Here is a 16,172-nt window from a genome sequence, read left to right as displayed (position 1 = left end):
AACATGGCGGGCTTTGACAGCATCATCAAGGTTTCACACCCCATTATTCAGGCGCCAATGGCCGGCACGTCCACCCCGGAACTGGCCGCTGCGGTGTCCAATGCCGGCGCCCTGGGTTCGATTGGTCTGGGCGGGAGCAGTGTGGCCCAGGCACAGGCGTGGATCGAACACACCCGTCGGCTCACGTCGCAGCCCTTTAATGTCAATCTGTTTTGCCACCGCCCCGCCGTTGCGAATGCGCAAGTCGAGGCCGGCTGGCTGGCTCATCTGGCACCATATTTTGCCGAGTTCGGCGCCACAGCTCCGTCGCGTCTGGAAGCGGCCTATCCGAGTTTTGTCGACAACGAGCCGATGCTGGCCATGCTGCTGGCAGAAAAACCCGCAGTGGTCAGTTTTCACTTTGGGTTGCCCGACCCGGGCTGGATTCGCGCCCTGAAAACGGCGGGAATTCGTCTGCTGGCAACCGCCACCAGCCTGGCCGAAGCCGAAGCCATCACCGCGGCGGGGCTGCACGGCATAGTGGCGCAGGGCATTGAAGCCGGCGGCCACAGCGGTGTGTTCTCGCCGGAAGCCGGCAAACCGGATTACGGAGTGTTGGCCTTGGTGCGCGTGTTGGCCAGTCGCTGTGACCTCCCGGTAATTGCCGCCGGTGGCATTATGGACGGCCGGGGTATCCGGGCTGCGCTGGCGTCGGGGGCTTGCGGCGTGCAAATGGGGACCGCGTTTGTGTTGTGCCCCGAGTCGGCGGCGGACGCAAGCTATCGAGAGGCTCTCAAGGGGGCCACCGCCGACCGGACGCGTATTACGTCGGTGATCTCTGGCCGGCCGGCACGGGGTCTTGTGGATCGCTGGTGGCTGGACATCGATGGCGCCGACGCCCCGGAGCTGCCCGGTTACCCGATGGTGTATCACGCAGGCAAGGCCCTCCGGGCTGCGGCCCGAAAACAGGGTAATCAGCAGTTTAACGCGCACTGGGCGGGGCAAGGTGTGCCGCTGGCACGGGAAATGCCCGCTGGAGACTTGGTGCGGGTGCTGGTGGGTGAAATGCAGGAGCCGTAAACAAGCCGGGGCATGACACCATGCCCCCGGCTGGTCGTGTCAATCGCAATGATCAGCTGCGGCTGGTGATTTCCAGCAGGTGGTAACCGAACTGGGTTTTGACCGGACCGAGCACCTTGTTCAATTCGCCGCTGAACACGACCTTGTCGAACTCAGGCACCATCTGGCCGGGGCCAAAAGAACCCAGATCACCGCCATTGCGGCCGGAAGGGCAGCTGGAGTGCAGCTTGGCGACTTCACCAAAATCTTTACCGCCCTCAATTTCTTTTTTCAGTTCTTCACACTTTGCTTCGCTGTCGACCAGAATGTGACGTGCAGTTGCCTGTGCCATGATGATTTCCTTTGGTTGATATGTGGGAAGCGAATGCTGCCCGCCAGCGTTGCATCTGGCAAGTAGTTTGTGGGCGAATATTTCGCACCGCTGAGTTGTCTGGTAACCAGAGCCTTGCATTTTATCGGGTGATTACTACACCCGGGGAGGCTTGGCGATTGGACGAAAAGGTTACTTTCCGGTAAGATCCCCGTGCTTCTACTAAGTGTGCCAGCATACTGTCCGCTGCTTTGTTCGCGTCAGCAGGGATAATACTTACACCGCTAAGTGTATGTTGTGCTCGGTTATCGATGAATTATCACCAGCGTGATCGCTTAGTTGCAGTTGGAACGCTTTCACCGGAGAAAAAAGTCGTGATCCAGTCTTTACACCAGCAGGCACTGCTGCTTCAAAACTGCTTTCCATAGCTAAACTCTCCCTCTGGCGCGAGGCCAGGGAGTCTGTGCGGGTTCCGACCAGCATCTTCCAGAGAATGCCCCGGCTTGCTTAGCCGCTGAAGTACTCTGATTTCGCCTGCTATTTTTTTGCTTGTCGTCCGGCCCGCCTGCCCACGCCATTGCTTTGGTCTGTGTTTGCGACCCGTGCACGTCTGTGCCCGAGCAATGGACCCGATTGGTTGTTGTTATACGAGGTATGAACTTGAACGAGGCTGATATTTTTCAATTCTCAACGACGACGGTATTGATACTGTTGGTCGCTTTTTACGGCGGCACTTACCTGCTGTCCTTGTTGATTCGTAAAGAGAAAGAAGACACTTCCGGCTACATGGTGGCAGGGCATGGCGTCGGTTTCGGGATGGGTGCCGCCAGTATGACGGCGACCTGGATCTGGGCAGCTTCCTTCTACGCCGCGGCCACATCCGGGTACACCTACGGGGTTTCGGGGCCATTGCATTACGGCCTCTGGGGCGCCCTGATGATTTTGTTTATCTATCCGTTCGGCCGCCGCTTCCGGCAGCTGGCTCCCAATGGCCATACGCTCGGGGAAATGGTGCACGCCCGCCACGGCGCGTCCAGTCAGATGATCCTGGCGTTTTCCAATGTGCTGGGCAGTCTGATCAGTCTGATGGTGAACTTTACTGCGGCCGGAGCACTGGTGTCGGTGCTGTCGCCACTGTCGTTTGAAGCCGGGGTCATCATTGCTGGTGTGGGCGTGTTGAGTTACACCATCACCTCCGGGTTCCGTGCGTCGGTGTTCACCGATTTCGCCCAGCTGGTGGCGCTGATGGCCATTGCGGTGGTGATCATCCCCGCCGTGCTGTTTGCCATGGGCGGGCCGCAGGTCATGGTTGACGGGCTGAGCAATCTGACCAGCGAGCAGGCCAGCTTTTTCTCCACGGATGCGATTTTGAATCAGGGCGCGCCTTTCTTTGTGGCGGTGCTGGCGTACGCGATCGGTAACCAGACCATTTCGCAGCGCCTGTTTGCCATTCAGGAGTCCCACATCAAACCCACCTTTCTGACCGCGACCGTGGGCTACGGAGCCATTGTTATCGGGTTGGGTATGATCGGTCTGATGGCGCTGACCCTGGGCATTGAGCCGCTGGACGGCAACATGAACAATCTGATTCCGCAGATGGTCACGCTCTACCTGTCACCGGTGTTTGTGGTGCTGTTCTTCATTCTGGTGATCGGTTCCCTGTCGTCTACCGCGGACTCCGACCTGTCGGCCCTGTCCGCCATCATGATGGCGGACGTGTATGGCAAAAACCTGTCCAAAGGACGGGTAAACCCGAAAATGATGATGCTCATCGGACGCGGTACCATGATCGTGGCCACAGTGACGGGCATTGTATTTGCGAGCTTCTCGCTGGATATTCTGGTGATGCTGGTCTTCGTAGGTGCTCTGTGGGGCGCGATTGTGTTCCCGGTGATCGCCAGCTGTTACTGGGACCGGATTACCAACGCCGCGTTTACCTGGTCGGTGATTGCCGCCCTGGTGATGTTCTGCATTGCCCGGTTCGAATTGGTCGAAATGACCGGCGCTACCGCGCTGCTGTTTGAGTGGCTGGCGTCCGTTGGCGGGGCCGTTGTGATCGGGTTGATGGTGTTCGGATTCCTGGGACGCCGGGCTGGCATGGTGGCCGCAGCGATCGCGTTTGTGGCCATGATCTGGTTCGGATCCGGCTTCCTCAGGGATTATATGGTACTGGTGGCGTCCCTGACCGCTTACGGGGTAAGTACGCTGGTGTGCACGGGGATGAGCCTGCTGAGCAACACGCGTTTCGATTTCGACCTGATCGCCGAACGTGTCGGCAGTTACGATGAAATAGGGTCAGGCGTGGACGGTGGCGCAATCCCGGCCCACGCGAGCATGGCTACCGGTAAATAAGGAGAAGGATATGAACGCATTTGTTTACGGAACTTATATTCTGGTATGGCCCGCGATCACCCTGGCAGTGCTGGTGCTGATCTGCGGTGCGGTGGTGAAAGACGTCCGTGACGCCCGCAAGAGCAAGCGCGACGTGATTTGATCCGGGTGCAGAACCCGCGCGGGGCCCTCGGGCCCCGCTTTTGTTTGCCTCAGTTTTCCAGAATCTGTGGCCATTGCTGGTCGGCTTGCTGAATGAACCTCTCCGTATCCGCCAACCAGGCCTCTTGCACCGACTTGCTGTAATTCAGGTACAGGCGACCGTCCTTGATGGTCCAGTGCTGAGGGTCGCCCTTGACCAGGTTGCCCTGACTCACCGCCCAGGCGCAGTAACCGCCATAAGCGGGTGCGTATTTTTCGGGGTTGTTTCTGAACGCTTCAAGGTTTTCCACTGACGTGAACAGCCAGTCGGCCCCCTGATAGCTATAACGGATGGCATCACTGCCTTCCACGGGCTGAGCTCTGTTAAAATAAGCAACCACGTCGTAGCCGCCGGCAGCAGTATTGGAAAACAGACCCGTGTATACTGGCGCCTCCGCAGCCAGGGCAGCGGAGGCCGACAGGGTCAGCGTAGCGAGAGTGAGCGACAGGCGAGTCATGGGGAGCTCCTCTTGAGGGTATATGGTATAAGACACCCCAGTCCGGAGATTGTTGCACCCAGGTCGGTTCTGGTTATTCCGTTTGGGTACAAGCACATGCGTAATCGGTCTAGTCTGGTTATTGTTCTTCCTGCCGTAAAACCTTAGTCTTCCGTTCTAAGCTGGACGCCCCCTTATAGCGTTTTGATATATACAGAATGGAGATTGAATATGAGTAACCCAAACAAGCGCCGTTTCCCAAGGTTGACGTCGACCGTTGGCGCCATGGTATTCGGGCTGGCGGTTGCCATGTCTCCAGTGCAGGCCGCGGAAAAAGAACTGTTGAACTCTTCCTATGACATTGCCCGGGAGCTGTTTTCCGCCTACAACGAATTGTTTCAGGCTCACTGGAGTGAGCAAACCGCTGAACAGGTCTCGATTCGCCAGTCACACGGGGGGTCGTCCAGACAGGCTCAGGCGATCATGCAGGGATTGCGCGCGGATGTGGTGACCTACAACCAGGTCACGGATGTCGACATTCTGCACCAGCGTGGCAATCTGATTCCCGCCGACTGGGCCAGTCGTCTGCCGAACAACAGCTCCCCCTACTACTCCACCATGGCGTATCTGGTGCGCGAGGGTAATCCCAAAAACATTCAGAACTGGGACGACCTGATCCGCGAGGACGTTGAGTTGATCATGCCGAATCCGAAAACTTCCGGTAACGGCCGTTATACCTATCTGGCCGCACTCGGGTACGCCCAGCAAACCTACGGCGACGATCAGCAACAGATCGACGCCTTCATGAAGAAATTCCTGGGGCGGGTGAAAGTGTTCGATACCGGCGGCCGCGGGGCGACCACCACATTCGTTGAGCGCGGCCTGGGTGATGTGCTGCTGACCTTTGAGTCGGAAGTCAATAACATCCCCGAGCTGAACCCGGACAAAGGCCTGCAGGTGGTGGTACCCAAAGTCAGCTTTCTGGCGGAGTTTCCGGTCACCTGGATTGACGCCAACGTGAAACGCAACGGCACCGAAGAGTTGGCCAAAGCCTATCTCGAGCACCTGTATTCGGAAGAGGGCCAACGCTTGCTGGCCAGTTTCAACTACCGGGTGCACAACGAGGTGGTCAAGGCCGAGACCAGTGAGCGTTTTCCCGAGCTGAAACTGCTGCCGATCGAAGACATCGTGGGCGACTGGGAGACCGCTAACAAAGAACATTTCGCCAGTGGCGCCAAGCTTGATCAGCTGCAGCGCCGGTAAGCTACGGGTCAACCTATGACGCAAACCCTCGCGGCCGGCTCACTGCCGCGTAAAAAAGTGAGATCGGTCACTGCACGTGTTTTACCGGGGTTCGGACTGAGCCTCGGTATTTCCCTGTTTTTCATCAGCCTGGTGTTGTTGCTGCCGATGACCGGACTGGTGATGCACACCGCCGGTATGGGGTGGGACAACTTCTGGTTTGTGGTGACCGACCCCCGTGTTGTTGCTTCTTATAAAGTAACCCTGTGGACCGCGCTGGCGGCGTCGGTCTTCAATTGCTTTTTCGGTTTGTTGCTGGCGTGGGTACTGGTGCGCTACGACTTTGTCGGCAAGCGTTTGCTCGACGCCATAATGGACTTGCCTTTTGCCTTGCCCACGGCGGTGGCGGGCATCACTTTGGCGACCCTGTTTGCCGACAATGGCTTGTACGGACAGATGCTGACCGCCATCGGCGTCAAGGTGGCCTATACCCCCCTTGGTATCGTAGTCGCCATGGCGTTCACCAGTGTGCCCTTTGTGGTGCGCACGGTGCAGCCGGTACTGGAAGAGCTGTCACCGGAAGACGAAGAGGCCGCCGTGAGTATGGGGGCTTCGGATTTCACGGTGTTTCGCCGTATTTTGTTTCCGGCGCTCTGGCCCGCCATCGTGACCGGTGGCGCCTTGTCGTTTACCCGCAGCCTGGGCGAGTTCGGCGCCATAATCTTCATCGCCGGTAACATGCCTTATGTCAGTGAGGTGACCAGCCTGATGATCTTCATCCGCCTGCAGGAGTACGACTTCCCGGCGGCCAGTGCCATCGCGGCCGTGGTGATGGCGGTGTCGCTGTTGTTGTTGTTGCTGATCAACGTCTGGCAGGGCCGCTATCTGAAACGCCTGCACGGGGGAGCTTGACCATGAATGCAGCCCATTACCGTCGGGTGGGGGATACCGCGCTGGTGCGCCGCTGGCTGATTGGCACCGCCGTGGTGCTCACCGTGGCGCTGCTGGCCATGCCGTTGCTGATGATCTTTGTGCAGGCGTTCAGCCAGGGCTGGAGCACCTATGTGGCCAATGTGCTGGATGAGTTTACCCTGTCCGCCATCGGTCTGACCCTGCTGGTGGCCGTGTTAACCGTGCCCCTGAATCTGGTGTTCGGGGTGTTCTTTGCCTGGGCGGTTACCCGGTTTACGTTTCCGGGACGCAAGTTACTGACCACCCTGATTGACATTCCCTTTGCGGTGTCCCCGGTGGTGGCCGGTCTGTTGTATCTGCTGCTGTACGGCAACAACGGCTGGGTGGGACAGTGGCTGGGTGAATACGACGTGCAATTGATGTTCTCCTGGCCCGGCATTGTCATGGTCACCCTGTTTGTGACCTGTCCGTTTGTGGCGCGGGAACTGATTCCGCTGATGCAGCAACAAGGCCGCGAGGAAGAAGAGGCGGCGGTGGTGCTGGGGGCTTCCGGCTGGCAGTTGTTCCGCCGGGTGACCTTGCCGAACATTCGTTGGGCATTGATTTACGGCATTATTCTGACCAATGCCCGGGCCGTCGGTGAATTCGGCGCGGTTTCGGTCGTGTCGGGCAACATCCGCGGCGAGACCAACACCCTGTCCCTGCATGTGGAGTTGTTGTACCAGGATTACAACGTGGTCGGCGCATTTGCGGCAGCGTCTTTATTGGCGGCGCTGGCATTGCTGACGCTGATCGCGAAATCATTTGTGGAATGGCGACAGTCCAAGGACTGATCGTTCGGGCCTGTCAGGAGGCGCCTGTTATGGGCATAGATATTAACGGCATCAACAAATTTTTCGGGTCCTTCCAGGCTCTGCACGACATCAACCTGTCGCTGCCCGACGGGCAGATTACCGGCCTGCTGGGGCCTTCCGGGTCGGGGAAAACCACCCTGTTGCGCATCATCGCCGGGCTGGAGACAGCGGAGCAGGGCAGCATCTGGTTTCAGGGCCGCGACGTCACCCGGTTGCACGTGCGCGATCGGCGGGTGGGTTTTGTGTTCCAGCATTATGCACTGTTCCGCCACATGACCGTGGCCCGCAACATTGCATTCGGGTTGGAGGTGCTGCCGCGCAAGCAGCGGCCCGGCAAGGCCGAGATCAAACAACGGGTGGGGAATCTGCTGGAAATGGTGCAGTTGAGTCATCTGGCCGACCGTTATCCGTCCCAGTTGTCCGGTGGCCAGAAACAGCGCATTGCGTTGGCGCGGGCCATGGCCATGGAACCGGAAATCCTGTTGCTGGATGAACCTTTTGGTGCGCTGGATGCCCAGGTACGCAAAGACCTGCGTCGCTGGTTGCGCAATTTGCACGACGAACTGAACTTCACCAGCGTGTTTGTGACCCACGATCAGGAAGAAGCGCTGGAACTGTCCGACCAGGTGGTGGTAATGAGTCATGGCCGGGTGGAACAGGTCAACTCGCCGCTGGATCTGTACGCCAGCCCGGACAGTCGATTTGTGTTTGATTTCCTCGGTCAGGTGAATGTGCTCAGTGGCACCATCAGCAATAACCGGCTGCGCCAGGGTAAGGCCCACCTGACCTTGCCGGAGGCGGTGGCCAACGGTAACGGGCAGATTTACTTGCGACCCCATGAGGTACGTCTGGCTCAGGCACCCACCGCCGACGCCCACCTGCCGGTGTGTATTGAGTCCATCAGCGTGATCGGTGCCGAGGTGCGCATCGAGCTCAAGCCGCAAGGCTGGCTGGCGGATGAAGTCTGGGAGGTGGGCATCAGTCACGGCGAGTTCAACGCCTGGCAACCCCAGCGCGGCGATGTCTGCTACGCCGTCCCGGATGTAGGGCACTTTTTCCTCGGTGACGAGGATTCTCCGCGTACCTTGTCCTGGCTCAACCGGATGCCACCCACCGGTGTCGACAGCCCCCGTGCCAGCGGTATGTAAGTGGGCCAGGTGACATAAAAATAAGAAGGCAGCCGGCGGGTTTTTTGCTACCGTGCGTTGGGAAATAGCAAGCAACGGCGTGAGCAACAAGGGCAGCAGTGTAATCGGTGACTAAGAAAATTCTTTTGGCGCGCCTGCGGCGCGGCGCGCTCTGGCTGCTGGGCAGTCTGACGTTGGGCGTGGTGCTCGTCATTGGACTGCTGCGGTTTGTTGACCCGCCAACGTCCGCGTTCATGGTGCGGGATCATTGGCAAAACCCGGATCGTGAGATCCTGCACCAATGGGTGGATTTCGAGCAGATATCGCCCTGGATGCCATTGGCGGTGATCGCCAGTGAAGAGCAGCGTTTCATGACCCACCGGGGTGTGGATACCGATGCCATGGCCGAGGCGATCGCCCGGTACCGGCAGGGATACGGGCTGCGGGGGGCCAGCACCATTACCCAGCAAACCGCCAAGAACCTGTTCTTGTGGAGCGGCCGTCACTTCACCCGCAAAGCTCTGGAGGCCGGTTTGGCCCTGGGCCTGGAAGCACTCTGGCCCAAGCGCCGGATCATGGAGGTGTACCTCAACGTGACCGAGTTCGGTGAAGGCATTTTCGGCGTGGAAATGGCCAGCCGCCATTTTTTTAATCGTTCCGCCCGGGAGCTCACCGCCACCCAGGCGGCACGGCTGGCAGCGGTGTTGCCCAGTCCCAAACGCTTCAGCGTCCGGCACCCCTCCGACTACCTCTGGCAACGGGTTGACTGGATACGCAACCAGATGGTCCAGCTGGGTGGCCGGGCCCACATCCGCCCTCTTATCGAGTCGCGCTGACCGCGACCCCATCCATGTGGAGCAGCTATTGAATCAGGCGACAATTGTGCAAGCGGTAAAAAACTGGCTGGAAACGGTGGTGGTCGGACTGAATTTGTGTCCGTTTGCCAAACGGGAACTGGTGAAAGACCGGATTCGGTTTGTGGTGTCCACGGCCACCACCGAAGCAGGCTTATTGGCGGACCTGCATGAAGAGCTGGAACGTCTGAATGCGGATGCGGGTATCGAGACGACGCTGCTGATCCACCCGAGGGTGTTGCAGAAGTTCGGGGCCTACGTCGAGTTTCTGGCGGAGGCGGATGGGTTGATCGAGCATTTTGATTTAGACGGTGTTTACCAGATTGCCAGCTTCCACCCTGAGTATCAGTTTGCCGGAACCAGGGCCGGGGATGTGGAAAACATGACCAATCGCTCGCCCTACCCACTGTTGCACCTGTTGCGGGAACACAGTCTGGACAAAGCGATTGCCGACTACCCGGACGTGGAGCGTATCCCGGAGCGCAACATCGCGCGAATGGAGCAAATGGGGACGGTAACGATGCAAGCCTTGTTGCAGGCTTGCATCGTTAAGTGACCGGCTAAATTTTGGGACCACGGCCTTTCATAAAATTAACGACAAGGGAAATAACCAACAAGATCAGAAAGATGAAAAACAGCACCTTGGCAAAGCCGGCGGCGGTTCCAGCAATGCCACCGAATCCCAGCACACCCGCGACTATAGCGATAACGAGACAGACTAGAGCCCAATAAAGCATAAGTTCGTCCTCCGTAAACACGTTGAAGGCGGTGTTCGACGGGCTGACCAACGAACACCGGCCCGTGACCGGAAAAAACCGCTAATCCATGAGGTTAGTGTTCCCATAAATCGCTTCCCGTGTGTTTTTAAAGTGGCACAAGGTTTGGGGAACAACAAGTGAGGGGCGGGCATCGACCATGTGACGGGGCTGTTTTTTTCTCTATTGCTCTGAAAGGAAACATCTTTTTGTACATGAGCAAAACTTTAAATATTCCGGGTGTCGGTGCGCGCTTCATTCACGGGTTTTTTACAACCGCAGAAAAATTCGTATAATGCGCCCCTCCTGCAGGAGAGTGGAAGTTTTCCGAAAACTTCCCACCGAAGGCGCAACCTCCCATAAACGCTCAGGTTCATGTACTGCGGAAGTATTTTCAGCCAACTGGAGAGAGGTTGCCCGGAGCAGCCCACCGAAGGAGCAAGCAGCCCGGCTGCATAAACTCTCAGGTAAGCAGGACAGGGGGAGAGGCACTACCAAAAGGGGTTCTGCTTGCTCACCTATATCTTCATGATTGCCATCACTGCCGAAGCGATGTCGGGCGCACTGGCCGCCGGACGGCGCAATATGGACATGTTCGGGGTGGCTCTGATCGCATTTATCACCGCGTTGGGTGGTGGCACGGTGCGGGACGTTGTGCTCGGCAACTTCCCCGTGACCTGGACCCAACACCCCTCGTATATCTACCTTACCATTGGCGCCGGATTGGCGACCATGCTGGTGGCGCGGTTCATGAAACATCTGCACCAGTTGTTTCTGATCGTTGACGGCATGGGATTGATCGCGTTTACCATCATTGGCTGTAATGTGGCCCTGAACCTCGATTACGACACGCCGGTGGTGGTCATGGCGGGCATTACCACTGGAATCTTTGGGGGGATATTGCGGGATCTTATGTGCAACCGCACCCCGCAGGTGCTGCGCCACGAACTTTATGCCAGTATTTCCTTGTTGGTAGCGCTGCTGTATTTGTGCTTGCTGGAGCGTGGCGTCGACCACGATATCAATTTGCTGGCGTCATTCAGCGTGGGGGTGGGGCTGCGTATGGTCGCGATTCGCTGGCACCTGTCACTGCCCGTCTTTACTTATGCGCTGGGGAGTTGGGACGATTAGCCGTCAGCGCCTGGCGGGGTGCTGCTGGCCGGCTCGCTGGCGTGCTCGCCGGCGGCACCGTCGGACTGCCGCATCAGTACCATGCCGCCTTGTAATAACAGCGACCGCAACCGGGTGTCGCCATGTTCGACAAAACCTATGGCAAAAGCGGCCAGTACCGCCTCCCAGGGGTGTGTCCGGATGAGTCGTCGCAACCTCGCCACCGGGGAGTTGTGCTCACCCTCCCCATCGCCGGCGTCGGTGTTGCCGGGTGCTGTTGCCGGACGGGTCAGGCGGTAGAAAAACAGCGCCAGCAGCACAAAGCAGCCGAGGCCGGTAATACCCAATGCACCGGCTTCGCCTACCCAGGGCGACAGCGCCAGGGTGGCCGCTTGCACCAGCAAAACAAAACCGGCAATCAGCAGGGCGGTCAGCAGTACCAGCGCCAGCATCAGCCCAATGATGGCGGCTGCCACCTTGCGGAGGACACCCTTGATAACGGAAGAATCAATCATTATTGCCGGTCAAGCAATTTGCCCACGATTACACCTGCCAGGAACATAATGAGAATGCTCAGGAAGGGCCGCTCTCCAATGGTATCCTCCATATCGTGAATGGCCTTGTCCCCCTTGTCTTTGGCTTTATGAAGGGCTTCTTCACCGCGCTTGCGGGCCTTGGTCAGCGCCTCCTGAGTTTCCCTGCGGATTTCTTCACGAATACTGCTGATGTTGTTTTTGTGGCCCTCGGCAACCGTTTTGGTCAGCGCGCTCAAATCCTCCTTCAGCAGTTGCAGATCTTCTTTTACCCGGCGGTAATCGTCTTGCGTTGTTTTTGCTTCCATCATGAGCCTCCTGTTGCAGAAAAACTCCCGTGTGGACGGCCGAAGATTTCGACTCGGACCACTTCAATGTAGCACAGCTCTCAGGGCTGTGAAGTTGATCGCTTTTTAAACTCCAATCGGTGGCTAGCGTCAAACGGCGAGGATAATGCAGAGGGAGCGGCAGTGGACGCTGCCGCTCCTGCGGGTCGGATCACCGCCTGGTTCAGAACAGGTAACTCAAGCCTACCCGTGCGGTATCGAAGTCGGGCCCGTCGTTGGTGATCTGGTTGTTGAAGTCGCGCTCATCAATGTCGACGTTGAACCGGTTGTATTCGGCAAAAGCGGTCAGACTCTCGGTGACCCGAAAATCGACCCCGGCCCCGACAAACGGGCTGACCTTGTCGTAAGTTTCGCTTTCGTCGAACGCATCGACATCGAAGGAGTACACAAAAGCGCCTGCTTTGCCGTAAACGCCGAAGCTTCCGGTGACGGGAAGTCGCCCCCGGGCCGCCAGTGAAAAGGCTTTCAGCTCACTGCTTACGTTGTCATCCTTGCCGAACTTGTCGAAATCCAGGTATTCGGATTCCAACGCAAAGAAGTCGTTGAACTGCTAGCCCAGACGTGCCGCCAGCAGATCGTTGTCGTCATCGAACTCACCACCGTGAGCCTTGAAACCACCGTAGCTTGCCCCGATGTAGACGCCCGCACTGTCGCGGGCGTCCTGGGCCGTGGCGGCGGGGGCCACAACTGTAGTAGCGGAAAATAGCGTTGCACAGATCAAACTGGTTCTGAGATTCATTCTTAAACCTCCTGACTGTGTTAGGCGTAAGGTTTCGTTGAGCCCATGGGCTCAATCGTCACGTTGCCAACCATACACCAGCGGAAACGCCTTTCCGCGTTAACATCCCGCTACGTTTTGTTAACGATCAATGGCGCAAATCCGTCGAGCCCACCTCGATTGCAGGGGGTCAGAGCAACCCTTCGATCGGCAGAAGGCCAAACAGCCACATCTGGAAACGGCTCCAGGCACTGGCTTCCGGCTCCGAATCCTTGCTGACCGGGGTGGCTGGCCAGGTCGACTCGTCAAGCCAGACCAGGGCGTCTGCCTGGCCCCACCAGCGGTGCGAGGTTTCGATGTCCAGACGCCAGGCGTGGCGCGGCAACTCCGCCATGAACACGTCACTGGCATGGGTGGCCAGGCCTTCATGGAATATAAGTACACCGATTTCAGTATTGAGATTAATCGATCGGGGGTCCAGATTCATGGAACCGACGAAAAGCACGGACCGGTCAAACACCATGGTTTTGGCGTGCAGACTGGCACGGGAAGAGCCCGCCAGGTCACTGGGCCGCTTGCGACCGCCGGCCCGGCGGATCGAGGGGTCGGGCTGGGGGCGGAGTTCCCACAGCTGGACCCCGGCCCGGATCAGTGGCTTGCGATAGGCTGCGTAACCTGCGTGCACCATGGGGACATCGTTTGCCGCCAATGAATTGGTCAGCACCACGACGCGGGCGCCCGCATTTACCCAGTCTGAAAAGGTGATGACCCCGGTATTGCCCGGAATGAAATATGGAGAGATGATCAGCGCTTCGCTGTGCCGGGCGGCCAGCAGCGCCTTGAGAGCAGGTTCCAGGTGACCGCTGTTATCGGCCACCGCGTTGATGATCTTGTCGGGCTGGTCATAAATCAGCACGGACTCGGCCCAGGAGAACTCCAGCTGGCCTTCCAGCAATTCTTCCAGCAACCCCAAAGATTGCAGCCGTGCCAGATAATTGCGACTGCGTTCGCCGGTGCGCGCGGCGTCCAGTTGGGTGCGCACCGCGGTGAGGCCATCCGCATCCGCCTCGGGGGCCAGGTAGCGGATCGGTACCGCCAAGCGGTGATTCCAGTATAAATCGAAGGCCTCGGAGACCTCGCTCGCAAAGCCACCGATGCCCAGCACATCAAGATCGGAGAAATTGGTGTAAATATCGGCGGAAAAGTAGGTGTCACCGATGTTGCGCCCACCGATGATGGCTGCCTGATTGTCAGCAATGAAGGATTTGTTGTGCATGCGTCGGTGGGCCACCGAAAACCGGGTCACAAAGTCGAGATACGGCAGCACCCGGTTCGAGAAGGGGTTGAACAACCTGACGGCGATGTTCGGATGCTCAGCGAGGGCACTGAGCATCGCCTCCTGCCCGCCGTGACCGAAGTCGTCCAGCAGCAGCCGTACCCGCACCCCCCGATCTGCCGCACGCAGCAAATAATGGGTAAACAGGCGGGCGGTGGTGTCATCGTGGTAGAGGTAATACTGGACGTCCAGCGAAACCTCGGCGGCCTCCATCAGCAGCAGACGGGTGGCGAAGGCGTCGAGCCCGTTCCCCAGTAACCGAAACCCCGAGGGTGCGTCGTGTTTGTGGGTTTCGGCGGTAATTCCCCGTCCCAGCCGGGTGTCCCGGGTATCGGCGATGGCGTAACTGGGCTCCGATTGCACCGCAGAGAAGCTGGCACAGCCCGAGAGCGTGCCGGAGATCAGTGCGAATACGACGACAACAACGGACAGGTATCCCATATCCCTGATTCTGCTCTTAGGGGGCGAAATGACTCAACAAGCCCAATACGCGCTTATCATCCTGATAGGTATCAGGATGATAATAGACCGTCCCGTCGCTGTCCGCATCCGCCGTCCAGTAGGACATTACCAGGGGGACGCCCCGGGCCAGATGGACATTCAGCGATTCCCCCGACGCCAGTGCCTGTTCGAAGATCTGCTGGCGGCGGGGCGCGTTGGTCTCCAACAGGATGCGGGTCAGCGTCAGGGCGTCTTCGACCCGCACGCAGCCGGAGCTGTAAAAACGACTCGGGGTGTTGAACAGCGATGCGCTCGGCGTGTCGTGCAGGTAGACCGCGAACGGGTTGGCAAACCGCAGGACCACCTTACCCAGCGCGTTGCCCGGCCCGGGATCCTGTTTCAGTGAGACCCGCCACGGCTGGCTCCAGTCCACGTCGGCGGTGTTCTGTTCCTGTCCCTGCCGGTCGAACACCCGGATGTTGTGCTGTTGCAGGTAGGCAGGGTTTTTCAAGATGTGGGGCAGTTGGTCTTTAATAAAGATGGACGTGGGGACGGTCCAGGACGGATTGACGGTGACGTGGGTGATGATGGATTTCAGTTGCGGGGTCGCCCGCTCGGGCTGGCCCACCTGGGCGCGGCCGGACCAGACCCGCTCACCGTTGGTGTAATAGGCGATGGTCGCAGCGGCGATGTTGACCAGCAGGAGGTGCTGGTGAGTGTCGGCAGGGAGCCAGCGCAGGCGCTCCAGGTTGCTGCGGATCTGGGCCAGCCGTTCCGCGGGCGTTACATTGAGCTCGTGCAGGGTGGCGGGCCCGGCCCTGCCGTCAATCTGCAGACCGTGGCGGCGCTGAAAGTGCTTGAGCGCAACGGTCAGCTGTTCATTAAACCCAGGATCACTCAAGTCTTCCGGCCCGGTGCCGGAATAATAGCCCTCGCTCGCCAGTCGCAGCTTGAGGATGGCGACTCGGGCGTCCCGGTCCCCTTGGGACAAAGTGGGGCCCGCCGGCATGTAGGGCCAGGTCGCGGGCAGGGTGTGCAAGGCTTTCTGGTAGGCAAGACGCAGCTTGCGATAGTGCATCAGTTCGGGGCGCGCCTGTGCAAACGCGTCGGCAATACCGGTCTCGCCGACGGCGGCCAGTTTGAGCAGTTCAGCAGGTTCCGCCTGGGGGCGCAGACGGGCGGCGTACCACACCGGGTCGACCCCCAGCGTGCGCGCGCGGCCGAATCGTAAATCGGCGAGTGCCAGCAGGTAGGCGTGGCTGGCAATCTGAGCATCACAGTCGAGAATGATGCCCCAGGTCGCGAGGTACTTCGCACTTTGTTTTATGGAATCAAGGTGGTAGTCAGCCGGGTTCAGGCCGTCAAACTGCAGGGCTTGCAGTTCCGCCGCCAAGGTGCCGAGACGGCCGGCTTGCAGCCAGTACGACCGGCCGTAGGTTTCGGTAAACGCCTGCCGGGCCTGGGTGTGGAGACTGGAAACATTGGCAAGCGGGGGACAGTGGGCGAGGGCGGCCGGGCTTATGGCGGCCGTCAGCAGAATCAGCCCGCTCAGTAACGGGGACTGCCAGGCAACAGTTAATTTTGTGTGAATTTTGTACATTTCGC

The 16,172-nt window shown here is 58.8% G+C and carries 18 protein-coding genes, 1 pseudogene and 1 riboswitch; of the genes and pseudogenes, 10 read left to right on the top strand and 9 right to left on the bottom strand.

Annotation, left to right across the window (positions count from 1 at the left end; all coding sequences use genetic code 11):
* Window positions 1–3 precede the first annotated feature (3 nt).
* On the top strand, window positions 4–1,059 hold the full coding sequence (locus tag BG841_RS01915) for an NAD(P)H-dependent flavin oxidoreductase (protein WP_070056115.1): 1,056 nt from the start codon (window positions 4–6) through the stop codon (window positions 1,057–1,059).
* A gap of 52 nt (window positions 1,060–1,111) precedes the next feature.
* On the opposite strand, the gene BG841_RS01910 is transcribed toward BG841_RS01915, so the two are convergent.
* Window positions 1,112–1,390, bottom strand: a complete 279-nt coding sequence (locus tag BG841_RS01910; RefSeq protein WP_070056114.1) for a peptidylprolyl isomerase — start codon at window positions 1,388–1,390, stop codon at window positions 1,112–1,114.
* A 681-nt stretch (window positions 1,391–2,071) separates the two neighbouring features.
* Between BG841_RS01910 and BG841_RS01905 the strand changes: the two genes are divergently transcribed.
* Entirely contained in the window at window positions 2,072–3,721 is a 1,650-nt protein-coding gene (locus BG841_RS01905; RefSeq protein ID WP_228141569.1) for a sodium:solute symporter family protein, read from the top strand.
* 10 nt (window positions 3,722–3,731) lie between these two features.
* On the top strand, window positions 3,732–3,863 hold the full coding sequence (locus BG841_RS17260) for a putative transporter small subunit (RefSeq protein ID WP_228141568.1): 132 nt from the start codon (window positions 3,732–3,734) through the stop codon (window positions 3,861–3,863).
* Between the two features lie 49 nt (window positions 3,864–3,912).
* Here the strand turns inward: BG841_RS17260 and BG841_RS01900 are convergent, their stop codons facing one another.
* Complete coding sequence (locus BG841_RS01900; RefSeq protein WP_070056113.1) at window positions 3,913–4,359, bottom strand: YHS domain-containing (seleno)protein; 447 nt, start codon at window positions 4,357–4,359, stop codon at window positions 3,913–3,915.
* Between the two features lie 264 nt (window positions 4,360–4,623).
* On the opposite strand from BG841_RS01900, the gene cysP reads away from it, so the two are divergent.
* The 6 genes from cysP to BG841_RS01870 all read left to right on the top strand — a co-directional run bounded on the left by cysP (window position 4,624) and on the right by BG841_RS01870 (window position 9,883).
* Window positions 4,624–5,601, top strand: coding sequence for a thiosulfate ABC transporter substrate-binding protein CysP (cysP, locus tag BG841_RS01895; protein ID WP_070056112.1), 978 nt, complete (start codon window positions 4,624–4,626; stop codon window positions 5,599–5,601).
* Window positions 5,602–5,616: 15 nt separating this feature from the next.
* The gene (gene cysT, locus BG841_RS01890; RefSeq protein WP_070056111.1) at window positions 5,617–6,492 is read left to right on the top strand and encodes a sulfate ABC transporter permease subunit CysT; all 876 of its coding nucleotides are present in this window, start codon (window positions 5,617–5,619) and stop codon (window positions 6,490–6,492) included.
* A gap of 2 nt (window positions 6,493–6,494) precedes the next feature.
* Window positions 6,495–7,325 carry a sulfate ABC transporter permease subunit CysW gene (gene cysW / locus BG841_RS01885; protein ID WP_070056110.1) on the top strand — a complete coding sequence of 277 codons (831 nt, stop codon included), beginning with the start codon at window positions 6,495–6,497 and terminating at the stop codon, window positions 7,323–7,325.
* A gap of 29 nt (window positions 7,326–7,354) precedes the next feature.
* Entirely contained in the window at window positions 7,355–8,494 is a 1,140-nt protein-coding gene (locus BG841_RS01880) for a sulfate/molybdate ABC transporter ATP-binding protein (protein ID WP_070056109.1), read from the top strand.
* A gap of 107 nt (window positions 8,495–8,601) precedes the next feature.
* The gene (gene mtgA, locus BG841_RS01875) at window positions 8,602–9,309 is read left to right on the top strand and encodes a monofunctional biosynthetic peptidoglycan transglycosylase (protein ID WP_070056108.1); all 708 of its coding nucleotides are present in this window, start codon (window positions 8,602–8,604) and stop codon (window positions 9,307–9,309) included.
* 28 nt (window positions 9,310–9,337) lie between these two features.
* A complete protein-coding gene (locus BG841_RS01870) occupies window positions 9,338–9,883 on the top strand; it encodes a DUF1415 domain-containing protein (protein WP_070056107.1) in 546 nt (181 codons plus the stop codon).
* A 4-nt stretch (window positions 9,884–9,887) separates the two neighbouring features.
* Here BG841_RS01870 and BG841_RS01865 read toward each other — a convergent pair whose 3' ends face one another.
* Window positions 9,888–10,064 (bottom strand): DUF1328 domain-containing protein, encoded by a 177-nt coding sequence (locus BG841_RS01865; RefSeq protein ID WP_070056106.1) that lies wholly within the window; start codon window positions 10,062–10,064, stop codon window positions 9,888–9,890.
* 317 nt (window positions 10,065–10,381) lie between these two features.
* Window positions 10,382–10,475, top strand: a riboswitch (glycine riboswitch).
* Window positions 10,476–10,592: 117 nt separating this feature from the next.
* On the opposite strand from BG841_RS01865, the gene BG841_RS01860 reads away from it, so the two are divergent.
* Window positions 10,593–11,213: a trimeric intracellular cation channel family protein gene (locus BG841_RS01860; RefSeq protein ID WP_070056105.1), complete on the top strand. Its 621-nt coding sequence runs from the start codon at window positions 10,593–10,595 to the stop codon at window positions 11,211–11,213.
* Here the strand turns inward: BG841_RS01860 and BG841_RS01855 are convergent.
* The 6 genes and pseudogenes from BG841_RS01855 to BG841_RS01835 all read right to left on the bottom strand — a co-directional run bounded on the left by BG841_RS01855 (window position 11,210) and on the right by BG841_RS01835 (window position 16,167).
* Entirely contained in the window at window positions 11,210–11,707 is a 498-nt protein-coding gene (locus BG841_RS01855) for a hypothetical protein (protein WP_070056104.1), read from the bottom strand. The two genes, BG841_RS01860 and BG841_RS01855, sit on opposite strands and share 4 nt — an antisense overlap.
* Window positions 11,707–12,033 (bottom strand): DUF883 family protein, encoded by a 327-nt coding sequence (locus BG841_RS01850; protein ID WP_198929147.1) that lies wholly within the window; start codon window positions 12,031–12,033, stop codon window positions 11,707–11,709. Before BG841_RS01850 ends, BG841_RS01855 begins: the two co-directional genes overlap by 1 nt.
* A 202-nt stretch (window positions 12,034–12,235) precedes the next feature.
* Window positions 12,236–12,610: pseudogene (locus tag BG841_RS17255) on the bottom strand (outer membrane protein); the annotation flags it as partial.
* A 12-nt stretch (window positions 12,611–12,622) separates the two neighbouring features.
* Window positions 12,623–12,811, bottom strand: coding sequence for a hypothetical protein (locus BG841_RS17250; RefSeq protein WP_228141566.1), 189 nt, complete (start codon window positions 12,809–12,811; stop codon window positions 12,623–12,625).
* 169 nt (window positions 12,812–12,980) lie between these two features.
* A complete protein-coding gene (locus BG841_RS01840) occupies window positions 12,981–14,567 on the bottom strand; it encodes a phospholipase D family protein (protein WP_070056102.1) in 1,587 nt (528 codons plus the stop codon).
* Between the two features lie 16 nt (window positions 14,568–14,583).
* Complete coding sequence (locus BG841_RS01835) at window positions 14,584–16,167, bottom strand: L,D-transpeptidase family protein (protein ID WP_070056101.1); 1,584 nt, start codon at window positions 16,165–16,167, stop codon at window positions 14,584–14,586.
* Between the last annotated feature and the right edge of the window lie 5 nt (window positions 16,168–16,172).

Source organism: Marinobacter sp. X15-166B, from assembly GCF_001752365.1.
Taxonomy (GTDB): domain Bacteria; phylum Pseudomonadota; class Gammaproteobacteria; order Pseudomonadales; family Oleiphilaceae; genus Marinobacter.
The sequence above is the reverse complement of the archived record's forward strand: the minus strand, read 5'-3'. Positions and strand labels throughout refer to the sequence as shown.